The following is a 21,915-nucleotide window of genomic DNA, read 5'->3' on the forward strand; positions in this document are numbered from 1 at the left end:
AGGATGGATTTAGGCGCAACAGCGGCCTTGGGCGGGCTTAGAGACAAGCGGATTACGATTACAGGCGGCAAAGGCTTCCTCGGGGCCCATCTGGTCGGCAAACTTCAAGCACAGGGATACGAGCATTTATCCATTGCCGATATTCCAGAATACGACCTCAGATTCGCCGAGAGTGTAAGCAGGATGTACGATGACCTGAGACCCGACGTTGTCGTTCATCTGGCGGCTAATGTGGGTGGAATAGGATATAACCAGGCCAATCCAGGCGTCCTGTTTTATGATAACGCGATAATGGGCGTCCAGTTGATGCACGAGGGATATCTCAGGCATATCGAAAAATTTGTGGCCTTGGGAACAATATGCTCCTATCCGAAATTTACCCCTGTGCCGTTTAAGGAAGATGATCTCTGGAGCGGATATCCCGAAGAGACAAACGCGCCCTACGGTCTGGCAAAAAAGATGATGCTGGTGCAGTCGCAGGCGTACAGACAGCAATACGGCTTCAATTCCATATTCATCCTGCCGGTCAATCTTTACGGCCCGGGCGATAATTTCAGCTTTAGATCTTCCCATGTGGTTCCCGCCCTCATCAGAAAATTCCACCTGGCCAATCTTCTCGCTAACGGTAATTTTGACTCCATCAAGAGAGATTTCATGAGAAACGGAGATAATGTATTAGAGCTTCCGTCCGGCGTCATTGAGCTTGGCATGGATTCTCCCCTGGAAGATGTGCTGACAGTTGTGAACTTCTATGGTATTTCTCTCTCCGCGGGGTCCTCCGGCCGTCAGGCCGTCGTTGAGGTCTGGGGTACCGGCAGTGCCACCCGCGAGTTTTTTTACGTGGAAGATGCTGCGGAGGCAATCCTTCTAGCCATGGAGCGATACAACCTAAGTGATCCCGTAAATATAGGCGCCGGCTTCGAAATATCCATAAGGGACTTGGCCGGCATGTTAACCGTGTTGACCGGTTTCAAAGGACGGATAGTATGGAACTCCTCCAAACCGGACGGGCAGCCAAGGCGGATGCTTAACGTCACAAGGGCAAGAGAAAGTTTCGGTTTCCAGGCGCAAACGCCCTTCAGCGAGGGATTGAAACGTACGATGGAATGGTACACGCGTCCTGAAGTCGGTTGAATTAGAGTCTTATATGTCTGCAAGCCCGACATAATTCGGCAATTTCATGGTTCTGATCAATATTTTTCTTTTCATTTCTTCACGATTCTGCGCGGATATTTAAATCTCAAAAGAATGTGATTTATTTAGAGCGGGACATAAGGCGTTGCGGTTTTTCACGACTTTTTCTTGAACACCAGCCTGATCGGGGCTCCTGCGAAACCGAAAGCGCTCCTCAGGGAATTTTCCAAGTACCTCTTGTAGTGTTTCTGTATAAGCTCCGGATGGTTTGAGAAAAGGATAAACGTGGGCGGCAAGGTCTTCGCCTGATTTACATAATTGATCTTTACCTCCGCGTTCCTCTGCCGTGATGGGTTAAGCTTCCTGTAGAAAAGCTGAAACGCCCTATTCAACTTCGCGGTATCTATCCTTTTCGTCAACTGACTGTATATCCTGAGGTCGGTCTGCAGTATCTGCCCCATGTGGACTCCGGTCTTCGCGGACGTAAAAATGATTGGAGAAAATGCAGCATGAGGAATCCTCTCCAGGGTCATCCGCCTGTATTCTTCCTCGCTCACCGTACCTTTCACAAGGTCCCACTTATTGATCACCACGCATATCCCTTTACCCTGGGCCACAACGAGGTGGGCGATGGACGCGTCCTGATGGCTAAGCCCTTCCTCCGCATCGACGATAAGGTTTACCACAGTCGCTTTTTCGATAGTCTTGAGCGCACTTGACACAGAATATTCTTCTATTTTGCCCGATACCCTGCTTTTCCTCCTCAGGCCTGCCGTATCAATAAGGGTGATCTCATTGTCTTTGAAGAGTATCGTAGTGTCGATAGCGTCCCTCGTGGTTCCTGCAACATCGCTTACGATCATACGTTCCGAGCCTAACAACCGGTTTATTATTGAGGACTTCCCTGTGTTGGGCCTTCCCATCACGGCGATCCTGATCCCCTCTTCAGCCTCACTCTCGCCTTTCAGGGCGCCGCCGGTCGTCTCGCTCACCATTTTCCCGACGGATGCGATGTCATCAAGAAATTCCCCAAGTCCCCTCCCATGGAGGGCGCTCATGGTGTAAAGCTTCTCCGCTCCCAATCCGTAGAACTCCGCGGCATCGGCCTCTCTTTTTTCTGAATCCACCTTGTTGATCACATAAAAGACAGGTTTTTCGTATTTTCTAATTATCCGGGCAATCTCCACATCCTGTGGCAACATACCGTCTTTTCCGTCCAGTACGAAGATTATAATCGCCGACTCTTCCATGGATATTTCTATCTGCTTCTTCACGAGAGGGAAAAATCCCTCGTCACTCGACGGTTCAAACCCCCCCGTATCGACTAGGACAAATTCCTGACCCGAGTACTCGAATACCCCGTAATTACGATCCCTCGTCACACCCGGAATGTCTTCCGTTATTGCTTTCCTGTGACCTATTAACCTGTTAAACAGTGTCGATTTCCCCACATTGGGACGACCCACGATACTTATAATCGGTTTCAATACACCGCACCTATCCTTTAAATCGCAAAATGAGGCTTAAAATGAAGCCTATGAGCGGCAGCAACATGATAGCTTCCAAGGCAAGCGGCACACCCATGGTATCCGCGATGACCCCAAGGAGTGTCACTCCAACACCTCCGGCGCCGATGGCGAAACCAACCAGGAGGCCGGATGCGACCCCGAGCCTGTGGGGGAGCAGTTTTTGGCCTATTACCACGGTAACGGAGAAGGTAGAGACAATAAGCGCCCCTTCTACTCCAAGAACCACGAAAAGAAGCCAGCTTTGGTTAATGAATGGGACGAACATCAGGGGCAGCACAATGGTACCAAGGAACATGGTAAGTCTCAAAAAAGTCCTGAGGCCGATCCTGTCGGCTATGGGAGACCCTATGAGCGTCCCAAGGGCGCCGCACACGAGGAATGTGAAAACGAGTTTCCCGGCAAAGACGGGCTCCCCTTTCAGATAGTTTATGTAATAAAAGGGTATGTAACTGACCAAACCCATCTGGGTCCATGTCCGTGCCACCACTATCCCGATAACCGTGATAAGGGAGAGCATCGCCCCTTTGGGCGCTGCGGCAGCCGCTGTCTGCCTGTCGGCATGCTCCATTGCGGGGATCGCCACGGTCTTCCTTGCAATGAGAATTACAAGCGTCATAAGGAGTGCCGGAAGGACTATAACCGGCAGGTATGGGAGGCCCAAATACTGGATGATGTAAACCACGCAGACGGGTCCCAGGGACAGGCCGAGATTGCCTCCCACCGAAAAAATGGACATACCCGTGGCGCTTCTTTCGCCGGTAAAGAAATGGGCAGTCTTGTATCCTTCCGGATGATACGCCGCGATCCCGAGACCGCTCAAAGCCGTGAGAACCAACACCAGAACATAAATATCGGCCAGCGAAAGAAGGGCAAAGCTCATTCCCGCGAAGAGAAGGCCAACGGGAAGAAGGACAGCTTTCTCCTTCTTGTCCGAATAATAGCCGAAAAGGGGCTGAAGTATGGACGAAGCGAAGTTGGACATGACGAGCACAACGCCGGCCATGGTGTAGGTAAGGGACAGCTTCTCTTTGAGAAACGGCAGCAACGCCGGCAGGGCCCCCTGATAAATGTCGACTACCATGTGCCCTAAAGAAAGTAAAAGGAGCGCCTTCAGGTTAAATTTTTTCATCTTCCAATATTCTTTTAAGCCTGAACAGGATCCGGCATGTGGCGCCCCATATCCTGTCGCCGTTGAAATCGAAAGAAGTGGCCATGATTGTCTTGCCTAAATGTTCGACATTTTCCATCACGGGCGTCGCTTCCATGAGATGCTTGAGGGGCATGAAGATCATGTACGCTACTTCCCCGGGGTTCGTCCTGAATTCATAGGGATAGGGAATAATCCCCACATACGGGGTGATAACAAAACCAGTGAACGTGTACATATCGTCTATTTTTCCGATAATTTCCACATCCTCCGCCGACACCCCTATTTCTTCGCAACACTCTCTGAGCGCCGTATTCATTGTGCCGCCGTCCTCATCTTCACACATACCTCCGGGAAAGGAAACTTCACCCTTATGCAGGCTCACCGTTTGGCTTCTCTTGGTAAGGACGATATAGACATTTCCATCTTTTTGGAAAATGGGTATGACAACTCCGGCGCATATGCCTTCGCACCCTTCAATTACCTTTGCTTCGTAATTTTTCAGCCTCTCTCTTATGAACGCAGGGGTCATCACGGCTTATTGTAACAGCTAAGAGGAAGGAAAGCAATTTTGAGCAGTTAACGCAAGGGTTTTCCGGAGAACATATAGCGCCGCAGGCGCTGACATTAGGAACAAGAGAGTGTCAATCCTTGGGACGCATCTTCTGCAAATTAAGGCGACAAGGCGGGAGCTAAGAGACGGCAACGACATTACGCCAAGAAAACGATTAGGATGGGTGATCGTATTCTTTCTTTAAGGCCGAGGCGGCATACCGATCAGCCCCGGAGACATACTTTTGACTAAGGCCAGGACGCCGGCTGTGCCAGCGACAACGGCATGGAAAAGAAAACAGTCGTCCATCAAAAGTCTTCATATAGTTCGCCGAACCTTATTCCCGCTATGGTCTTCTCTCTGTACTGTTCCACGAATTTCTCCTTAGCTTCCTGTAAACGCTTCGACTGGACGCCGTTTTCTATTGAGGTATACGCTTCCACAAAGGCCCCAAGGTCGTCGGCAGCCTTTACAAGGGCGCCGTCCCTCGGGTTGAACTCATCGGAGTTGTATTCTGTCGATATCACCTCTGACGTGGTTTCCATCATTTTACCGTTTAAGGTCACTCTCCCCGCAAACTCGTTGTCGGTAAACATCTTCATCTCCTCGTGCCATACTTCTGGGATGAGATTGTAGACCTCTTTTTCCATCTGTTCGCGCTCGTATGTCTTTATCAGTTCCTCAAGACCCTCAATGGAACGCTTCACAGGCGAGATAATGTCCCTGGTGAGCACTTCCGGCAGGTCATGAAAAAGACCGGTGAAATAGTTGTTCACGCAACGCCTCGGACAGGCGCCGATCTCCATAGAAAAAAGATACGAGAGAAGGGCGACTACGAGCATGTGGCCCAGCACGGCGGTCCGGGGCTCCATATTTATATGACCCCATCGGAGCTGAAACCGCAGTTGGCCGCAGAGGTCAATGAAATTCCTGTATTTTTCCCACAAGGCAAGTTGTTGAATACCTGCCAGATCGTAGTATCCCTCCTGCTTTTCTCTAAGGAGGGCCTTAATCCGGCGTATTTCGTATCCTTCCTGGTTTGCCCGCTCAATAATGTCGAATTCCCATTGTGTGGAAAAGAAATGGGCGGCGCTCAAAATCCTCTTGTTGATCGTATCGTCTCTTTTTCGGAAGTAATTCCTGAATCCATCATTCAATTCTTTTCCAAGAGGCGAAAGGATGGGCTTGAGCCGATTGAAGACCCATTCATTGAGCTGCTGATACCTCTCGTCGTCCTGCTTGATCCGGTCAAAGACCTGGGGCTTTAGGTCAGTAATAACAAGGCGCTGGAGGAACTCAAAAAGCCCTCCCTCAATTATGTCGCGCCAACTGAAGCCTGGGGCGCCTTCTTCGAATTTCCCGAGGAAGTAGGCGATTATCATCTTATGGGCCTGTTTGTCAAGCTCACGGAGTTCAACGGAGCGGATCTTGTCGTTCCATCGCTGCATACTGGCAGCCTCTTGGATGGCAAGTATGAAAGCCTTTCTCATATATTAAGGATACCAGCGTGTTACGAAATTAGCAAGGAGGTTAATTGACTTAAATAACAGAAGCCTTCTGTTGGCAAAATAGATATCCTCTCGCACGATTAGAGACTTCTGGTAAAAACGCTTGTTTTATGTTATACAGAATGCGGAGAAACAAGGACGACAATGTATTTTCAGGACCTTATCTTTGCGCTACAGAAATTTTGGGCCGATCGGGGATGCGTGATTCAGCAGCCTTACGATATAGAGGTCGGCGCGGGAACATTCCACCCTGCCACATTCCTTAGATCCTTAGGCCCTGAGCCGTGGAACGTGGCGTATGTCCAGCCGTCAAGAAGACCAGCCGACGGACGCTACGGCGAAAATCCCAACCGGCTTCAGCACTACTACCAGTTTCAGGTTATAATGAAGCCGTCTCCAAAGGACATCCAGAATCTCTACATTGAGAGCCTCCGGAGTTTCGGGATAGACCCCGCTTACCACGACATACGGTTCGTGGAGGACGACTGGGAATCACCTACTCTCGGTGCGTGGGGTCTGGGCTGGGAGGTATGGCTTGACGGAATGGAGATTACCCAGTTTACCTATTTCCAGCAGACGGGCGGCATAAGTCTCGCCCCCATTACCGTGGAAATCACCTATGGCGCAGAACGGATAGCCATGTATCTCCAGGATGTGGACAGCGTCTACAATATAGCATGGAACAAGGATGTTCTTTACGGAGACATCTACCTTGAACCGGAAAGAGAATATTCCACATATAATTTTGAAGAATCTGATGCGTCCACGCTAAGGGGCATGTTCGACGTGTGTGAGCGGGAAGGAGAAAAACTCACCACCGGAAGGGAACTCGTCTATCCTTCCTACGATTATTGCCTCAAGTGTTCTCACATATTCAATCTCCTTGACGCAAGAGGGGCGATAAGCGTGACCGAGAGGGCGAACTACATCGGCAGGGTAAGAAATCTGGCGAAGTTGTGCGCTGAACTTTATATTAAGAAAAGGGAAGCCCAAGGGTTTCCGCTATTGAAAAATACTTAAACATTAACCATGCACAGCGAAAAGTTGAAAAATTTTTGCAGATATGAGACGGGATTTTTCCTTCAAAAAGGAGCGTTATGAGCGACTTTTTGCTTGAGATAGGTACGGAAGAGATACCGGCGCGGTTCCTAGGACCCGCGAAGGAAGGTCTCTATAAACTGTTGAAAGACGCGCTCGGCGTGGCGTGGATATCCTCAGACAATCCTAAAGTATACGCAACGCCCAGGAGGATAGCGGTCATCATAAGGAATGTGGCCGAGAAGCAGGAAGACAGCGTCTCTATAAAGTACGGCCCTCCATACAACAAGGCTTTCAACGCCCAGGGACAACCAACTCCCGCTGCCACAGGGTTTGCGAAATCCCAAGGGGTCGCCCTTGATGACCTCAAAAAAGGCATCAAAGACGGGGTCGAGTTCGTTACCGTGGAGAAAAAGGAAGGCGGAAAGGCCGCAATAGACGTCCTCCCGGGAATCCTTAAAGACGTGGTCTCCCGCATCCCCTTTCAGAAGCGGATGAGATGGGGTGGCGAGAGCTTCGAGTTTGCAAGGCCTATCCAGTGGCTTGTGGCCCTTTTCGGTGAATCCGTCATTGAATTCAATATTGCGGACGTAAAAAGTGGCAGGACGACGCTTGCCCACCGGTTTCTCTCCAAAGGGCCTATCGAGCTTCGTAACCCTTCAGAATATATCGATAAACTAAGAGAAAATTTCGTGGTCCTTGATGAAGAGGAACGGCTCGATGTAATCCGTAAGGGGATTAGCAAGATTGAGGAAGAAACAGGCGGCCATGTGGTAGAGGACGAAAGCCTCGTGAGAGAGATCCTCTATATCACCGAGTACCCTTACCCATTGTGCGGCTCTTTCGACGAGCAGTTCCTTGCGATCCCAAAAGAAGTGCTCATAAATGTGATGAAATCGCATCAAAAGTATATCCCGCTCCTGAAAGCGGACAATACCCTTATGCCCCGTTTTATCTGCTTCGCCAATACGGCGCCCAAGGAAGATGCGAATGTCATCAGAGGAAACGAAAAGGTCCTGAGGGCGCGCCTGGCGGACGCCCGGTTCTTCTTTGACGAAGACCGCAAGACGGCAATCTGCGGTCTCTATGACCGGCTTTCCTCCATCGTATGGCACGTCAAGCTCGGTACCCTCAAGGATAAGACGGAAAGGGTGCACATTATCGCCGACTGCCTGGCGCTGATCCTTAATTACCGGAAAGAAGAGAAGATAGAGCGGGCGGTCAGGCTCATCAAATCAGATCTTCTTACTCACATGGTAGGGGAGTTCCCGGAACTCCAGGGGACAATGGGAAGGATTTACGCCGAATCCCAAGGGGAAGACCAAGAGGTCGCCAGGGCAATAGAAGACCATTACCTTCCGAGCGGCGGCAACGGCGCCCTCCCTCAGCACGGTCTCGGCTCGATCATGAGCATCGCGGATAAGATAGACAGCCTGGTCTCTTTCTTCTCCATAGGGATCAACCCAACAGGCAACCTTGATCCTTTCGCCCTGAGACGACAGGCCCTAGGAATAATGAAGATAGTAATAGGGAAAAAGCTTCACGTCCCACTCAAGGAACTTGTTGAAAAGGCCTACGAGAGCGGGTCCGCCATCCGTAAGCGGGTCACTCTTGAAGAGACGATGGCTTCCCTTCTTGATTTCATCATCACCCGCTTCAAATTCTCCATGCTGGAGGAGAACCACAACCAGGATTTTGTTGAAAGTGTCCTTCCAGGGGTATCCGAAGATATCTACGACGGGTATCTCAGGCTCCTTGCCTTAGAGAGCCAGAAGTCACTCCAGGATTTTAAGCGGCTCATGGTGGGCTTCCGAAGGGTGTATAACATTACAAAGACCCTCGCTGAAGACCGAGAGGTTGAAATATCTCTTCTCAGGGAAAAAGAAGAAAAGGCCCTTTTCGATCTCTACAAAGAGACGAAGGATACGTTCTTCTCGGCGATGGATGCGAAGAGGTATGCAGACGCCCTTACCGTCCTGGTGGGTTTCAAGGAAACCATCGATAATTTTTTCGATAAAGTGTTCGTCATGGACAAAAACGACGCAGTCAAAAACAATAGGCTCGCCCTTCTGAAAAAAATTAAAAATATGTTTCTGCGCTACGGAGATTTCCCCAAAATTCGTGTTGAATGAGGAGGTATCCATGAGAAAAAGTACGTGTACCTCTTTGCCGGGAAAAAGACAGAGGCAGGGGAGCGTTTAAGGAACCCCGCAGGTGGCACAAGGGCGCTGGCCTTACCGGACATGGTCAGGTTCGGCGGCTCGTACGCCTGTGTAAGGACCGCAAAGCCTCATAGATGAATTGTGAACGGCAGATGAAGGAGAGATGGGATAAAAAGAGAGTTCTCCTGCATATATGCTGCGCTCCCTGCAGCATATATGTCTTTCGGAGGTTGAGGGAGGAGGGAGCGGAGGTTTCAGGGTATTTTTATAACCCAAATATCCACCCTTACACGGAATTTATGAAAAGGATTGCCACCCTAACAAACTATGCTGAGATATCGTCCTTTCCGCTCGCGGTCGATACGGAGTATGATCTTGAGAGCTTTTTGAAAGGAGCTCTCGCCCGCGGGAAAGACAGGTGCATCTTTTGCTACCGCATGAGGCTCGAAAAAGCCTTTGTTAAGGCGGCCGAAACAGGTGCGGATGCGTTGACCACGACACTCCTTTACAGTAAGTATCAGAGGCATGAAGACATAAAAATGATCGCATTGGAACTTTCTGAAAAGTATGGCATCCCTTTCCTTTATGAGGATTTCAGGACCGGATGGAAAGAAGGGATTGAGAGATCGAAAGCTCTTAATATGTACCGTCAGCCTTATTGCGGCTGCATATTTAGCGAGAAAGAACGCTACGGGGAGAAATAGGGAATGCAGGGCGCGGGAAAGCTGCTGGTAGTCCTCGGTATTGTGCTTATCATCGTGGGCCTCGCCTTCATGTTTGGCCACAAGATACCCTATATTGGCAGACTGCCGGGGGATATTTATATCAGGAAAGAGCGGTTCAGCCTCTACTTCCCGCTTACCACCAGCATTGTTATCAGCATCATACTAACCATATTTTTTTCCATTTTCAGAAAATAGGAGGAAGAAATGAAAAAAAGAAGTCCGTCTATACTGTTTATTGCAATATTCATGTTTGCTTTCGCCATTCATGGGTATGCGGACCCTGTCACGGAAGGGACCGCCAAAACGAAAAACAACCAAGAAACGGTAACGGTGAAGGAATCTGTGGAAGAAGGGTTCAAGAAAAACTTTCCAAACATAAAGTTTGACGCTATCAATCCGACTGATATAAAGGGTATATATGAAGTCGTGGTGGGTACCAAAATAGGGTATTTCGCACCCGAAACCGGCTATCTCATTGTCGGTGAGATAAGAGATAAAAGCGGGGCCAACCTTACGGCAAACAGAAGAAATGAGATCATTGCCTCTAAAGCAAAAAGCCTTCCCCTTGATAAGGCGATAAAGATCGGCTCTGGGCCATCAACGGTCATAGAATTTACCGATCCGGACTGCCCGTTCTGCAGGAAGGCGTCCACTTTCCTCAACCAAAAGACGGACGCGACAAGGTATATATTCTTCGTACCTCTGCCCAATCATCCCGATGCAGAGAACAAGGCTAGGTTTGTATTCTGCGCCACAGACCGGGCCAAGGCATACGAAGAGGCCATGACCGGGAAACTGGATGACAAGAAATATGAAACATGCAAAAAACCAGAGGTGGAAGGCCTCCTCAAAGCACACAAAGGGCTTGCCAATAAAATGGGTATAAGCAGTACACCTTTCTTTATAGCAAACGGCAAAGCGATACCCGGCGCAGACATCCCGAAACTTGAGGAAGCATTGAAGCAGGACGGGAAGTAACCTAAAACAATTTGGCGCAGAGTGAAATAGACAGTCGTCAGAGCGGGCCTCCCCTTAAGGGCGCTCTGACAAAAAAGCAGCTAAGTATTCCCCTCACCCCTCTTGAGGAGCCAAAAGTATACGCCCTTAAGGGGGTCTTTTAAGCGAGAGTTAGGGTGAAAGGGAAATTTTATACAGTTAAAAGGCTTAAAGCGGCTTTAAAAAGCCAAGAATCTGTGGAATGATGCAGAACAATTCCGGCCGTTATTTCGTGCCTCAACCTGGTTAAACACCGGACAAGGCGGGAATCCAGGAGATCATAGGCCATTGAGCTAAACTAAAAGATTCCTGGCCTGTCCTTGATACCTTTACCGGGGCCAAGCACGAAATGACGGCGGAGAAACTAACCAAAGCTGCTCTGGCTCTAAGCACATCTGACTTTGTCTGCTTAGATCTTTCTCCGCCGCCATAAATTCCATGTAGCCTCTCGCATGGAATTGCACTGTGCTATACTCTCTTTATCCGGAGGTGCCCTATGGGCAATACATTCGATCAGAAAAAGATGATCACCCGTGATGACTGTCTCCTCGTCATCATCGACGCCCAAGAGAAACTCATGCCCGCCCTATCCCACGGGGATGAAATTACCGCCAATCTGGTTCGCCTGGCGCAATTCTCGCGGATCATTGGTTTCCCTGTAATTGTGACCGAGCAAGAGAAGCTCGGGGCCACATTGACTGTCATAAAAGACCATCTGTCCGGCTTGGAACCGGTGAAGAAGGTCCATTTCAACTGCTTCTCTTCCCATGATTTCAACGACCGTATCCTCGCCTCCGGCAGAAAGACGATTATCCTTGCAGGCGCCGAGGCCCACATCTGCGTGGCCCAGACGGCCCTCGGAGCGCCGGCCGGGTACACGGTCCATGTGGCCGCCGATGCCATATCTTCCCGCACGGTCCAAAACAGAGAGATCGCCCTAAGAAGGATGCTCCACGCCGGATGTGTTATCACTTCCACTGAGATGTTCATGTACGAAATCCTTCGAAAAGCCGGGACGGACGAATTCAAAGCTGTCCTTCCTCTCGTCAAGTAGGGGTCCATGGAGGGGCACACGCTTCGGCGTGCCCGTCTTAAGAGGCTGGCTTTGAAGCCCTGCCACAATGCTTAGGCGGTAAATTTCAAAGACTGGCTACGGGTCCTTTACTCCTGAATAGCGTTTTCTTTGATCCTGGCAGCATCAGGTTTCCTATCGTTATCACTGCCATATTTATTAGGTTCATGATGGCCTGGTTTGCGTTGAGCGATACTCTCTTATTCCGACATGTCGGGACGGAATGAGCGGGACTTTTTCTTGCGAGACTGTATATGCTTCAGTTCCAAGACTTTCTCTTTAGCCCTTTTCGACCGCTTCCGCTTCTGCCTCCGAATCTTTTCAATCTTCCTCTGTTCCTCGCTCTCTCTTCCAAGAATCAATTCTTCAATCTTTTGGACGAGAATACGCCGCGCAAGAAACCGATTCATGGCCTGTGACCGCTCCTGCTGGCATTTCACCTCAATACCCGTGGGGAGGTGCTTCAGATACACACACGTGGCGACTTTATTGACGTTCTGGCCTCCAGGCCCGCCGGACCGGATAAACTGCTCCTCTATATCCGACTCCATGATCTCAAGGCGTTCCATCCTTTCCTGTAAGGCATTGACTTTTTGGAGACTTACGTTGAACCGCGATGTACGCATGGACCTTTCATTCTCCTGACTTGGCAGACCAGTTGCGTACAAATCCCTCAATGGCTTTGTTAAACTCAACGGGTCTTTCGAGCATGATCATATGCCCTATACCTTCAATAAGTTCTATCCTTGAGCCTTTTATCTGACTGCAAATATATTCTGAGTACTTAGGAGGTGTCATGAGGTCGGACCCAGCGCAGACGGCGAGGGTGGGGATTTTGATCTCTCTAACCGAATCCATTACATCGAAATGATTGCACGCATAATAATCATTGTAGATAGTGCGGGCATCGCATTTCATCATCTCCCTGAAACCGCCTTCTTTCATTTCAGCGGGCGTGTTCCTTCCGAACGCGACCTCCGTAACGAGTTTAAGTGTACCTTCTTTATCCTTTAACACGCCGTCCAGGAAATCGGGCATCACCTTGAGGCGGGCCCCGGTACCTACGAGGATCAAGCCTTTTACCGACTCCGGATGGGTGAGCGCAAGAGAGAGCGCGATGGCACCTCCCATAGAATGTCCCACAATGAACGGTTTCTCGATATTCAGGGAATGGAGCGTTTCAATGATGGCGTCCCTCATATCTTCAATCTTGCTCAGAGAGGGACCGGGAGATCCACCATGGCCGGGCAGGTCGACAAAGATGACCTCCATCAATTTCTGCAACTCCTTCTGAAAATACCACGCACTCAAGCTTCCTCCTGCTCCGTGGATAAACAAACAAGGTTCTGCTGACCCGTACTTTTTTACATTAAGACTCATGGCCCCTCCCAAAGATATATTGAAAAGCCTTATATGAAATTATAATATGATGCTATGAAATTTTTTACAATATTCCTTATCATTTTTTGCCTTGCCTCGTGTACGAGACCGATTGAAGTCCCTCCTAAACCAAAGACGGCGGAAGGAGGAGAAGCCTCCGAACAATACAGGAAAGAGATGGAGGAGATACGGAAGAGTCTTAGGGGTGATCTGAAAATCAAGCTGAAAAGAGACGGGAAAGGCGCTTACATGTGGGAAATAACAGGAAAAGATACCCAAGAGGTCCTCAAGGCAAACGAAATACTGAGGAAAAAACTCGGCGACGGCTAATAACCTCTGCAGACGGCCGCAAGCGACTCTTCCGGTCGTCCCGGCCTGCACCTTAAGTAAGGGTATATTCCAGGCTGCTTCCTGCCTCGGACGGTCCTGTTTTTCGGCCGTTTTTACATGATTCCCACTTTAAAAAAAAATCTTTTTGCATTAATATATTAAGATATGGTAGGCAAAACTCCAAGAGGCGGGAAATCCAGGACTATGAAATATGAATATACGACCAAGACCTGTTTCGCAGAGAGGCTGGAAGAAAGCGGGGCCAACCGCCTGCCCTCTCAAGAAGATCATATTTGCATGCAGGCCGGAGGGAACCTGCGAGGTCCGCGGCATAGGAGCAAAACAATATGGAGGAACCCTTCTTCTCTGTTCAATGAAGCGAGGCACGAGGGCTGGGAACTGGTCCAACTCTTTTCACCCAGCGCGGCGGGGATCGTCAGCTTCTGGGAACAGTTCATGAGGGGATAAATCTGTCGTTACGATAACTATTCTAAGGGGGTGTTCTGCATGGCAATGATACCGTGGAGGCCTTTATGGGATACAAGGTTTCCTTCCCTGAGCGACGAAATGGATAAGATGTTTGAGGAGTTCTTTGAAAAGGTGAGATTCCCGTCCCCAGAGGAACGTTCCTGGGTCCTTCCCCTTGATGTCTATGAAACGAAAAAAGAAGTGATTGTAACAGTCGATGTTCCTGGTGTCGACCCTAAAAAGGTGGCAATATCTATTATCGACGACAGTCTCACAATCAAAGGCGAACGGGAAAAGGACCCCGATCTTAAAGATGAGGAACTTTGCAGAGCAGAGAGAAAATTCGGTATGTTCCAAAGAATAATTCAAATACCCGCTGAAGTTTCAGCGGATACGGCAAAGGCTTCGTACACCAATGGAGTTCTGAAAATCGTAATGCCGAAGACCGAGAAGAATGCGCCGAAAGAAGTAAAGGTGGACATCCTGTAATAATACAGCCCTTTAAGATCCGGTCGTGACGGGAAAACACCCTCGCAGTCAAAATGGGAATGGCCACGGGATTGGGTCACAGTCCGGATACGAAGTTGTAGAATCATTCGAGTTCCCTGGAACTCAACACAAGGAGGAAAGTCAATGAAAGAAAAAGTGGAAGAGGCTATCGGCAAGATTCGACCGTTCTTGCAGAGAGACGGAGGTGATATTGAGCTTGTGGACGTTACCGAAGGCATCGTAAAAGTCCGTTTGAAAGGCGCGTGCGGCACCTGTCCCATGAGCATGATGACCCTAAAGATGGGCGTGGAAAAGACACTGAAGCAAGATATCCCCGAAGTCAAAGAGGTTGTTGCGGTATAAGACCGCTTATGGCCTGAACCCTTCGGGTGAAAAATAAGGAGGTGGAATTATGGCTTGTGGCACAAAAGGAGGCTGTGCAACACCAAAGAAGGCTACAAAAAAGACTGAAACAAAAAAAGATGAGAAAAAGACCAAGAAATAGAGGCCAGGGGGATGACGCCCCCCTATCTCTCGCGCCCGCCATCTGTGGATCCGCTCCAGATTCATAGTGTACCTGTAGTAAAATTTGAAAAGGATAAGAAATACCATGATGGAAGATAAAGACCGTGCAGTTTCACTTCTCAGACAGTTCCTTCGGATAGACACCACAAACCCGCCTGGCAACGAAGAGGAAGCGGTCCTTTTCCTTGAAGGAATCTTGAGCGAAGCGGGAATACGATCCGAAATCTATAAGGCGGCTCCAAGGAGAGCCAACCTTATGGCTCGGATAAAGGGGAAGAAAAACGGAAAGCCAATCGTGCTGCTCAGTCACGTGGATGTGGTCCCGGCCAAGGCTGAAGAATGGGATTTCGATCCTTTTGGCGGAGAGATAAAGGACGGATTTATATACGGACGCGGAGCGATCGACATGAAATCCCAGACTATCTGTCATCTTCTGGCGTTCATGAATCTTCTCGGCGAGGGCATCACCCCGGAGCAAGACATTCTTTTTCTGGCCACCGGAGACGAGGAAGTAGGCGGGAAGTTCGGTGTTGAGTACATGGTGAAACATGTCGAAGAATTGAGGCAAGCCTCATTCGTGTTAAGCGAAGGCGGATGGATCACCAAGGAAGGAGGAGTGCGTCACGCCCAGATCTCGGTCACCGAAAAGAATCTTGCCCAGTTTTTCATCAGAGCTAACGGGACGGGTGGGCACGGTTCCCGACCTTTCAAGGACAATGCAAACGAGAAGATTATAAATACAGCTAAGAAAATTGCGGCCCATAAGTGGCCATTCAAATCCACCAAGACTGTAAGCACCTATTTCAACGGTGTTTTTAAAGGGTTCAAAGGGGATGGATTTGTTTTCGATAATCTGAAAGATACGCTGAAACACAAGAAATTCAGAGAGTTTGTGGAAGATAATCCCGTCTATAACGCCCTACTCAGGAATACGGTCACCCTCACAGTGCTCCGGGGCGGCGAAAAGGTCAATGTAATACCCACGGAATCGAGCGCTTTTTTCGATGCACGGTTGTTACCCGGAGAAAATTATAACCAGTTCATGAAAAAAATTGGTAATCTCGCAGGGAAAGAGGTGGAAGTGGTACCCATAAGCGGAGGCAGCAAAGAACCTGCTCCGTCAGGATACAACACACCATATTTCAGGAGCCTCATCAAAGCGGTAAGCAAAATAGATGGTCTCCTCCCCGTGCTTCCCTTTATTACGTCCGGCGCTACGGACCTGCGATATTTCAGAGAGTTAGGATCTTTTGCCTATGGTTTCTTCCCTGTCGTCCTGCCCAGAGAAGAAGAGCTCCGGATGCACGGGGTGAACGAGCGAATATCGATTGCCGGTCTACTGGAAGGAATGGAGGGCATGAAAAATATTGTCAAGGAATTAGCTAAAATTAAGTGATGGTGAAAAGTGAATGGCAAATAGCTCAAAATCGAAAAAACAGGATTTGCTATGGACCGACAACTGCCAGTTCGCTGCTTTTTCCGCACTTTGCGCTTTTCTATTCACTAACGACCATTCTTTATTCTTGTCTCTATGTGTACAAAAAGTAACACCGAAGTTAATATGAACCAAGTTGAACCAGTCTTAAACCTCTTGACAAGTTCTATTTTTCAGGAGAAAATAAAGTGAATTAATTAACAAACTGTAAAGGTAACATGTTGCAGGAAAAAGAGGCGCTGCATCGTGTTATCAAAAAAATTAGCGAGGAGGTGAATCGTTTTTTTGCCACAAAAATTTAGGGCATATGCCATATGGGGGTTTTATGAAAGAAATAATGCAGGGAAACAGCGCGATTGCAAGAGGTGCCTGGGAAGCTGGAGTGACGGTCGCTGCTGCATACCCCGGGACACCTAGCAGTGAAATCCTTAAGGAGATTGCCGACAACTACCCGGAAATTTATGCTGAATGGGCGCCTAACGAAAAAGTGTCCGTCGAGGTAGCAAGCGGCGCCGCGATTGCTGGCGCACGGTGTATGGCGTCAATGAAGCATGTTGGTATGAACGTCGCCGCCGACCCGTTCATGACACTGGCTTACACTGGTATAAAAGGTGGATTCGTCATTGTCATCGCCGATGATCCGAATGTACATAGCTCTCAGAACGAGCAGGACAGCAGGAACTGGGCGCGTTTTGCAAAGGTTCCCATGCTGGAGCCTGGTGACGCCCAGGAATGTAAGGACTTTACCAAGATAGGTTATGAGATCAGCGAGAAGTTTGATACACCGGTAATCCTTAGAACCGAGACAAGGGTTGCCCATTCCGACTCTCCTGTCGAGCTTGAGAACAGAGTGGAATCGAAAATTCCTCTGGGACTTGATCCGAAGCAGGCGCCCAAGTACGTCATGGTTCCGTTCAATGTACGGGAGCGGCGCAAAGTCGTTGAGGACAGAATGGAGAAACTCTCCGCCTACGCGGATGAATTCAAGTATAACGTAATGGAGATCAACGACCCGAACATAGGGGTAATCACAAGCGGCGTTTCCTACCTCTATACCAAGGACGTATTTCCTAACTATTCATACCTTAAACTCGGAATGGTCTGGCCTCTCCCCAAAAAGATGATCGCCGATTTCTACAAAAAGGTTAAGAAAGTGATCATCGTAGAGGAGCTTGACCCCTTCCTCGAAACAGAGATAAAGGCTCTTGGGTATAAAGTGTGGCACGGCAAAGATGTTATTCCAAATATGTATGAGCTGGACCCCATGATCGTTGAAAAATCCCTCTTGGGCAAGAAGTACAAAGCATCCAAACCGAGGATCGCGGCTGGAGACCTGCCGAGAAGGCCGCCGAACATGTGCGCAGGCTGTTCCCACAGGCCCATGTTCTATGCCCTTAAGAAGTTGGGCGCCTTCGTATTTGGTGACATCGGCTGCTATACCCTCGCCACTGCTCCTCCTCTGCAAGCGCTCCATACCACGGTGTGCATGGGGGCTGGCGTAGGTGAAGCGCACGGCGCAATAAAGGCCATGGGGAAAGAGGGCCTTGGCAAGATAGTTGCCGTGCTCGGTGACTCCACATTCCTCCACTCAGGAGTAACCCCGCTTATGGACGTGGTCTATAACAAGGGCGCATCCACTACCATCGTCCTCGATAACAGGATCACAGGTATGACGGGACACCAGGAACATCCGGGAACAGGCTTCACGGTCCGTCAGGAACCAACCAATATGATCGACTATGAAACCTTGGGTAAGGCGGTCGGCGTAAAACACATAAGAAAGATTGATCCCTATAACATCAAGGAGACAATGAAGGTCGTGAAAGAGGAGATGGACAGGGACGCTCCGTCGCTCATCCTCTGCGTAGACTCTCCATGCGTCATGCTGAAAAGAGAGAAAAGGAAATTCCAGGCTGCCACCTACACCATTGACACTGACAAGTGCCGCGGCTGCAAGGTATGCCTCGACATTGGCTGCCCTGCCATAAGCTGGCAGGAAGGAGCTGGTGCCACAGTAGACGGCCACAAGAGAAAAGGGACCGTATTCATCAACAAAGATCAGTGCGCAGGTTGCGAGGTATGTGCTCAGGTATGTAAATTCGAAGCCATCGTACCGGGCGCGAAGTGAGGAGGTGTGTGATGATAGACAATAATAAAGTGACCAATATATTTCTCTCCGGCGTAGGCGGTCAGGGTACGATCCTCGCAAGCAACATACTCGCGGAAGTCTTCCTGAAAGCAGGCTACGATGTAAAGAAAAGCGAAGTTCACGGTATGGCCCAGAGGGGCGGGGATGTGACCACCCATTTCAGGTTCGGCAAAAAGGTCTACTCCCCCCTCATCAAATACGGCGACGTCGATTTTCTCCTCTCCTTTGAGCTCTTAGAGGCACTCCGGTACATCAACTGGGTGAAACCGGAAGGGAAGATCGTCATCAACAAACAGGAGATACTGCCTTCCGGGGTAAACCTGGGCGTTGCGAAATATCCTCAAGATGTAGAGAAAAGTTTCAAGAAGTATTTTAAAGACAATGTATGGGTATTGAACGGTCAGGAGATGGCGCGGAAACTTGGGAATATCCAGGCTGCAAACGTCGTTCTCTTAGGCGCCTTTTCGAACTTCTTCCCTGAAATGAAGGAAGAACAGTTTATAGATGCCATCAAGACGCTCCTTGCGCCTAAGCTCCATGACTTGAATGTAAAAGCGTTTTACGAAGGAAGGAAGACCATTTAAGGAGTCCTCCTTTTTTTGAAAAAGTCTCTTTTCTGGCTTATTGTCGTTCTGGGGCTTTGTGTTTCTTGGAGAGTGCATGCTATGAGCTTGTTTACGGTGGATGATCGTCTGGCCTGTGTCTTTGAACAGCGCAAGGGGACCGGTGTGGTTGCGGTCCAGATTTGGGTTAAGGCAGGAAGCCGCAATGAGGCGGCGGAGCAGGCGGGCATTACTCACTTTATCGAGCACCTGATTTTTAAGGGGACCGAGAAGGTAAAGGCCAATGAAATGGCGTCACGGATTGAGTCCCTAGGGGGAAGCATAAACGCTTTCACATCCTACGACAACACGGTGTATCACATCGTGGTGCCGAAGCAGGCTTTTGAAGAGGGTCTCGACCTTCTGGTGGATGCGGTCTATAATCCCGCTTTCCCGGAAGACGAGGTAGAAAAAGAGAACAAGGTTGTTTTAGAAGAAATCAAGATGGGGGAAGATGACCCCCAGCGAAAGTTGTTCCAAGAGCTCTTCGCCATAGCCTATGACGGTAAGCCTTATGGCAGACCGATCATAGGCTATGAGGAGACTGTGAAGAACATCAGCAGAGACGATATCGGGCAGTATTTCAAAACCCATTATAAACCGGAAAACATGGTGGCGGTAATAGTGGGTGATTTTGATGAAGAAGCGGCAAAGGTATTCCTCAAGAAATCTCTTCAGAAAAAAAAAGACCAAGTACAGACCAGTCCTGAATCCGACGCCACGGCGTCCGGAAAGGGCGGCAAAAAAATCGCAATCATAGAGAAAGATGTGAGGGAGGGGTATCTTGCCATATCCTATCCTATTCCTCCAGTGGTCCATCCAGACACCCCGGCGCTTGAGGTGCTTGGAGCCATCCTGGGCGCAGGAGAAAGTTCCAGGCTTCAGGAACAATTGAAAAATCGGCAGGGTATCGTTCCGAACGTAGGAACCTATTTCTTCTCTCCCCGCGACGGCGGACTGATGGTGGTATACGCCACGTTTCAAGGGAACGATTATGGCTCCATAGTCAATGCAGTGGATAAAGAGATCAAAAGACTCCTTGAGGAGAACACGGGCGAGTGGGAGCTTACCAAGGCGAGGAACATGATTGAGGCTTCCTACATATATGGGGCGGAAACGGTCCAGGGCAGAGCCAGGCAGATTGGCAATTTCATGACCATGACCGGCAATGCCGATTTCATAGACCGCTATCTGAAGGCTATCAACAAAGTGACTGCGGCCGACGTAAAGAGGGTACTCGAAAAGTACCTGACAGATCAAGAGAAGAGGCTTGTGGCGCTCTTGCCGAAGAATTCCTCGAATCCCACGAATCCCAACACCTTCCAGTTGGAAAACGGTTTGACTTATACAATAAACAGGAATACCGCATCTCCCAGCCTGGCCTTCAGGATCGGTTTCGTCGGCGGACTCAAGGAGGAGCCAAGCGGAAAAAACGGCGTCTTCAACCTTATTTCGAAAATGCTTCTGAAAGGCACCAGAGATAAAGATGTCCATGCAATCGCTAAAGAGATAGACCTTCTCGCTGGGAGTATATCACCCTATACAGGCCGGAACGTCTTCGGCCTTTCGGGCATCTTCCTCAGCAAAGATATGAAAAAGGCTCTTGCCCTGCTCCAGGAGATCCTCGTTTCCTCAGAATTTAAAGAGAAGGAGATGAAGACGGCAAAGGAGGAGATCCATTCGGAGATACGGCAACGGGATGACGACCCCATATCAGGCGTTTTCAGAAAATTTAACGAGACGATGTACACCGGGCACCCTTACGGGAAAGACCCCATCGGGACGGAAGAAGATGTGGAAGGTCTTACCCTCGCCGAGTTGAAGGATTTCTACGGCAAATATGTGAGTCCAGAAAATGCTGTCCTCGCCATATCGGGTGATATGGATGAAAAGGAACTCAAAGGTCTCGTGGAGCAGCTTTTCTCCGGCTGGAAAGGTAAAGGCCATACGCTCAGGAAGGTGATCCCGGAGTTACCCTCGGACAGGGTCGTGCAGGTAAAGAAGGACATGATGCAGACCCACCTTGTGTTCGGTTTTTACGGCCCTGGGCTGATCGACGAAGACCGTTACGCCGTGGAAGTCATGGCGGCTGTGCTCTCGGGTATGGGAGGCCGGATACACAAGATTCTGAGAGAGGAAAAACCCTACGCATATGCCCTCACCTTTTTTAACCAGATGGTTTACGAAGCGGGGACGATGGGGATTTATATCGGCACCGACGGGAGGCACGTCAAAGAGGTGGAAGACATCGTGCGAGCAGAGATCTGGCGCCTCAGAACCGAAGGTTTTACCGACCAGGAAGTCTCCGACGCAAAAAGGTATATAACCGGTAACCATTACATAAGAAAGCAAAGCAATGGTTCGATATCGACGGATATGTGTCTCGACGCCATGTACGGCATGAAGGCGGGCTTTTTTAAGGAATGGCCGTCATTTATAGAGCGCGTGAAAAAAGAAGACGTAGATAATGCAGCCAAAAAGTACCTTGATCTTGATAAGATGGTCCAAATCACCTACGGCGCCTCTGTTGTGTCAACTTTTTCCCCATAAAAGCATCGTCTGCGGCAGGAAGTGTCCTACCTCGGTGCACGCGATTATGCGTCACCTCACAGACGACCGCATTGTTCAACTCCGCTATTCATGACCTCCTCGGATGTGTTTTGTCAACTTTAA

20 protein-coding genes are annotated in these 21,915 nt (G+C 49.3%); 14 read left to right on the forward strand and 6 right to left on the reverse strand.

Going from position 1 to position 21,915, the window contains the following annotated elements; translation table 11 throughout:
- Nucleotides 1-3: 3 nt before the first annotated feature.
- Nucleotides 4-1,134 carry a GDP-L-fucose synthase gene (locus LBQ00_01315; protein MDR2017513.1) on the forward strand — a complete coding sequence of 377 codons (1,131 nt, stop codon included), beginning with the start codon at nucleotides 4-6 and terminating at the stop codon, nucleotides 1,132-1,134.
- A gap of 155 nt (nucleotides 1,135-1,289) precedes the next feature.
- Here the strand turns inward: LBQ00_01315 and der are convergent, their stop codons facing one another.
- The 4 genes from der to LBQ00_01335 form a co-directional block, all read right to left on the reverse strand.
- Complete coding sequence (der, locus tag LBQ00_01320; GenBank protein MDR2017514.1) at nucleotides 1,290-2,621, reverse strand: ribosome biogenesis GTPase Der; 1,332 nt, start codon at nucleotides 2,619-2,621, stop codon at nucleotides 1,290-1,292.
- Nucleotides 2,622-2,631: 10 nt separating this feature from the next.
- The gene (locus LBQ00_01325) at nucleotides 2,632-3,792 is read right to left on the reverse strand and encodes an MFS transporter (protein ID MDR2017515.1); all 1,161 of its coding nucleotides are present in this window, start codon (nucleotides 3,790-3,792) and stop codon (nucleotides 2,632-2,634) included.
- Nucleotides 3,779-4,342, reverse strand: a complete 564-nt coding sequence (locus LBQ00_01330; protein MDR2017516.1) for a CoA pyrophosphatase — start codon at nucleotides 4,340-4,342, stop codon at nucleotides 3,779-3,781. The genes LBQ00_01325 and LBQ00_01330 overlap by 14 nt, the downstream gene beginning before the upstream one ends.
- 329 nt (nucleotides 4,343-4,671) lie before the next feature.
- Nucleotides 4,672-5,811 carry an HD domain-containing protein gene (locus LBQ00_01335; GenBank protein ID MDR2017517.1) on the reverse strand — a complete coding sequence of 380 codons (1,140 nt, stop codon included), beginning with the start codon at nucleotides 5,809-5,811 and terminating at the stop codon, nucleotides 4,672-4,674.
- A 204-nt stretch (nucleotides 5,812-6,015) separates the two neighbouring features.
- Here LBQ00_01335 and LBQ00_01340 point away from each other — a divergent pair, with 204 nt between their 5' ends.
- The 6 genes from LBQ00_01340 (at nucleotide 6,016) to LBQ00_01365 (ending at nucleotide 11,846) form a co-directional block, all read left to right on the forward strand.
- Nucleotides 6,016-6,891, forward strand: coding sequence for a glycine--tRNA ligase subunit alpha (locus LBQ00_01340; GenBank protein ID MDR2017518.1), 876 nt, complete (start codon nucleotides 6,016-6,018; stop codon nucleotides 6,889-6,891).
- Between the two features lie 77 nt (nucleotides 6,892-6,968).
- A complete protein-coding gene (gene glyS / locus LBQ00_01345; protein ID MDR2017519.1) occupies nucleotides 6,969-9,041 on the forward strand; it encodes a glycine--tRNA ligase subunit beta in 2,073 nt (690 codons plus the stop codon).
- 164 nt (nucleotides 9,042-9,205) lie between these two features.
- Nucleotides 9,206-9,775, forward strand: coding sequence for an epoxyqueuosine reductase QueH (locus LBQ00_01350; GenBank protein ID MDR2017520.1), 570 nt, complete (start codon nucleotides 9,206-9,208; stop codon nucleotides 9,773-9,775).
- Between the two features lie 3 nt (nucleotides 9,776-9,778).
- Nucleotides 9,779-9,991: a DUF2905 domain-containing protein gene (locus LBQ00_01355; protein MDR2017521.1), complete on the forward strand. Its 213-nt coding sequence runs from the start codon at nucleotides 9,779-9,781 to the stop codon at nucleotides 9,989-9,991.
- A gap of 9 nt (nucleotides 9,992-10,000) precedes the next feature.
- On the forward strand, nucleotides 10,001-10,774 hold the full coding sequence (locus LBQ00_01360) for a DsbC family protein (protein ID MDR2017522.1): 774 nt from the start codon (nucleotides 10,001-10,003) through the stop codon (nucleotides 10,772-10,774).
- 514 nt (nucleotides 10,775-11,288) lie between these two features.
- The gene (locus LBQ00_01365) at nucleotides 11,289-11,846 is read left to right on the forward strand and encodes an isochorismatase family protein (GenBank protein MDR2017523.1); all 558 of its coding nucleotides are present in this window, start codon (nucleotides 11,289-11,291) and stop codon (nucleotides 11,844-11,846) included.
- Between the two features lie 218 nt (nucleotides 11,847-12,064).
- Here the strand turns inward: LBQ00_01365 and LBQ00_01370 are convergent, their stop codons facing one another.
- Both LBQ00_01370 and LBQ00_01375 read right to left on the reverse strand, forming a co-directional pair.
- Complete coding sequence (locus LBQ00_01370) at nucleotides 12,065-12,490, reverse strand: peptide chain release factor-like protein (protein ID MDR2017524.1); 426 nt, start codon at nucleotides 12,488-12,490, stop codon at nucleotides 12,065-12,067.
- Between the two features lie 7 nt (nucleotides 12,491-12,497).
- Nucleotides 12,498-13,244 (reverse strand): alpha/beta hydrolase, encoded by a 747-nt coding sequence (locus LBQ00_01375; GenBank protein MDR2017525.1) that lies wholly within the window; start codon nucleotides 13,242-13,244, stop codon nucleotides 12,498-12,500.
- A 54-nt stretch (nucleotides 13,245-13,298) separates the two neighbouring features.
- On the opposite strand from LBQ00_01375, the gene LBQ00_01380 reads away from it, so the two are divergent.
- The 7 genes from LBQ00_01380 (at nucleotide 13,299) to LBQ00_01410 (ending at nucleotide 21,792) form a co-directional block, all read left to right on the forward strand.
- Nucleotides 13,299-13,574, forward strand: a complete 276-nt coding sequence (locus LBQ00_01380; protein ID MDR2017526.1) for a hypothetical protein — start codon at nucleotides 13,299-13,301, stop codon at nucleotides 13,572-13,574.
- 507 nt (nucleotides 13,575-14,081) lie between these two features.
- Nucleotides 14,082-14,531: an Hsp20/alpha crystallin family protein gene (locus LBQ00_01385; GenBank protein ID MDR2017527.1), complete on the forward strand. Its 450-nt coding sequence runs from the start codon at nucleotides 14,082-14,084 to the stop codon at nucleotides 14,529-14,531.
- A gap of 144 nt (nucleotides 14,532-14,675) precedes the next feature.
- Nucleotides 14,676-14,894 (forward strand): NifU family protein, encoded by a 219-nt coding sequence (locus tag LBQ00_01390; protein MDR2017528.1) that lies wholly within the window; start codon nucleotides 14,676-14,678, stop codon nucleotides 14,892-14,894.
- 247 nt (nucleotides 14,895-15,141) lie between these two features.
- Nucleotides 15,142-16,452, forward strand: a complete 1,311-nt coding sequence (locus LBQ00_01395; GenBank protein ID MDR2017529.1) for a M20/M25/M40 family metallo-hydrolase — start codon at nucleotides 15,142-15,144, stop codon at nucleotides 16,450-16,452.
- Nucleotides 16,453-16,816: 364 nt separating this feature from the next.
- Entirely contained in the window at nucleotides 16,817-18,619 is a 1,803-nt protein-coding gene (iorA, locus tag LBQ00_01400) for an indolepyruvate ferredoxin oxidoreductase subunit alpha (GenBank protein ID MDR2017530.1), read from the forward strand.
- Between the two features lie 11 nt (nucleotides 18,620-18,630).
- A complete protein-coding gene (locus tag LBQ00_01405; GenBank protein MDR2017531.1) occupies nucleotides 18,631-19,224 on the forward strand; it encodes an indolepyruvate oxidoreductase subunit beta in 594 nt (197 codons plus the stop codon).
- Nucleotides 19,225-19,305: 81 nt separating this feature from the next.
- Nucleotides 19,306-21,792: an insulinase family protein gene (locus LBQ00_01410; protein MDR2017532.1), complete on the forward strand. Its 2,487-nt coding sequence runs from the start codon at nucleotides 19,306-19,308 to the stop codon at nucleotides 21,790-21,792.
- Nucleotides 21,793-21,915 lie beyond the last annotated feature (123 nt).

Source organism: Syntrophobacterales bacterium, from assembly GCA_031274925.1.
In the GTDB taxonomy this organism is placed as follows: domain Bacteria; phylum Desulfobacterota; class Syntrophorhabdia; order Syntrophorhabdales; family Syntrophorhabdaceae; genus PNOM01.

Coding starts and splice junctions, on each gene's coding strand:
- LBQ00_01315 (MDR2017513.1), top strand. CDS start 4: ATGGATTTAGGCGCAACAGCGGCCTTGGGCGGGCTTAGAGACAAGCGG.
- LBQ00_01325 (MDR2017515.1), bottom strand. CDS start 3,792: ATGAAAAAATTTAACCTGAAGGCGCTCCTTTTACTTTCTTTAGGGCAC.
- LBQ00_01330 (MDR2017516.1), bottom strand. CDS start 4,342: ATGACCCCTGCGTTCATAAGAGAGAGGCTGAAAAATTACGAAGCAAAG.
- LBQ00_01335 (MDR2017517.1), bottom strand. CDS start 5,811: ATGCAGCGATGGAACGACAAGATCCGCTCCGTTGAACTCCGTGAGCTT.
- LBQ00_01340 (MDR2017518.1), top strand. CDS start 6,016: ATGTATTTTCAGGACCTTATCTTTGCGCTACAGAAATTTTGGGCCGAT.
- glyS (MDR2017519.1), top strand. CDS start 6,969: ATGAGCGACTTTTTGCTTGAGATAGGTACGGAAGAGATACCGGCGCGG.
- LBQ00_01350 (MDR2017520.1), top strand. CDS start 9,206: ATGAATTGTGAACGGCAGATGAAGGAGAGATGGGATAAAAAGAGAGTT.
- LBQ00_01355 (MDR2017521.1), top strand. CDS start 9,779: ATGCAGGGCGCGGGAAAGCTGCTGGTAGTCCTCGGTATTGTGCTTATC.
- LBQ00_01360 (MDR2017522.1), top strand. CDS start 10,001: ATGAAAAAAAGAAGTCCGTCTATACTGTTTATTGCAATATTCATGTTT.
- LBQ00_01365 (MDR2017523.1), top strand. CDS start 11,289: ATGGGCAATACATTCGATCAGAAAAAGATGATCACCCGTGATGACTGT.
- LBQ00_01370 (MDR2017524.1), bottom strand. CDS start 12,490: ATGCGTACATCGCGGTTCAACGTAAGTCTCCAAAAAGTCAATGCCTTA.
- LBQ00_01375 (MDR2017525.1), bottom strand. CDS start 13,244: ATGAGTCTTAATGTAAAAAAGTACGGGTCAGCAGAACCTTGTTTGTTT.
- LBQ00_01380 (MDR2017526.1), top strand. CDS start 13,299: ATGAAATTTTTTACAATATTCCTTATCATTTTTTGCCTTGCCTCGTGT.
- LBQ00_01385 (MDR2017527.1), top strand. CDS start 14,082: ATGGCAATGATACCGTGGAGGCCTTTATGGGATACAAGGTTTCCTTCC.
- LBQ00_01390 (MDR2017528.1), top strand. CDS start 14,676: ATGAAAGAAAAAGTGGAAGAGGCTATCGGCAAGATTCGACCGTTCTTG.
- LBQ00_01395 (MDR2017529.1), top strand. CDS start 15,142: ATGATGGAAGATAAAGACCGTGCAGTTTCACTTCTCAGACAGTTCCTT.
- iorA (MDR2017530.1), top strand. CDS start 16,817: ATGAAAGAAATAATGCAGGGAAACAGCGCGATTGCAAGAGGTGCCTGG.
- LBQ00_01405 (MDR2017531.1), top strand. CDS start 18,631: ATGATAGACAATAATAAAGTGACCAATATATTTCTCTCCGGCGTAGGC.
- LBQ00_01410 (MDR2017532.1), top strand. CDS start 19,306: ATGAGCTTGTTTACGGTGGATGATCGTCTGGCCTGTGTCTTTGAACAG.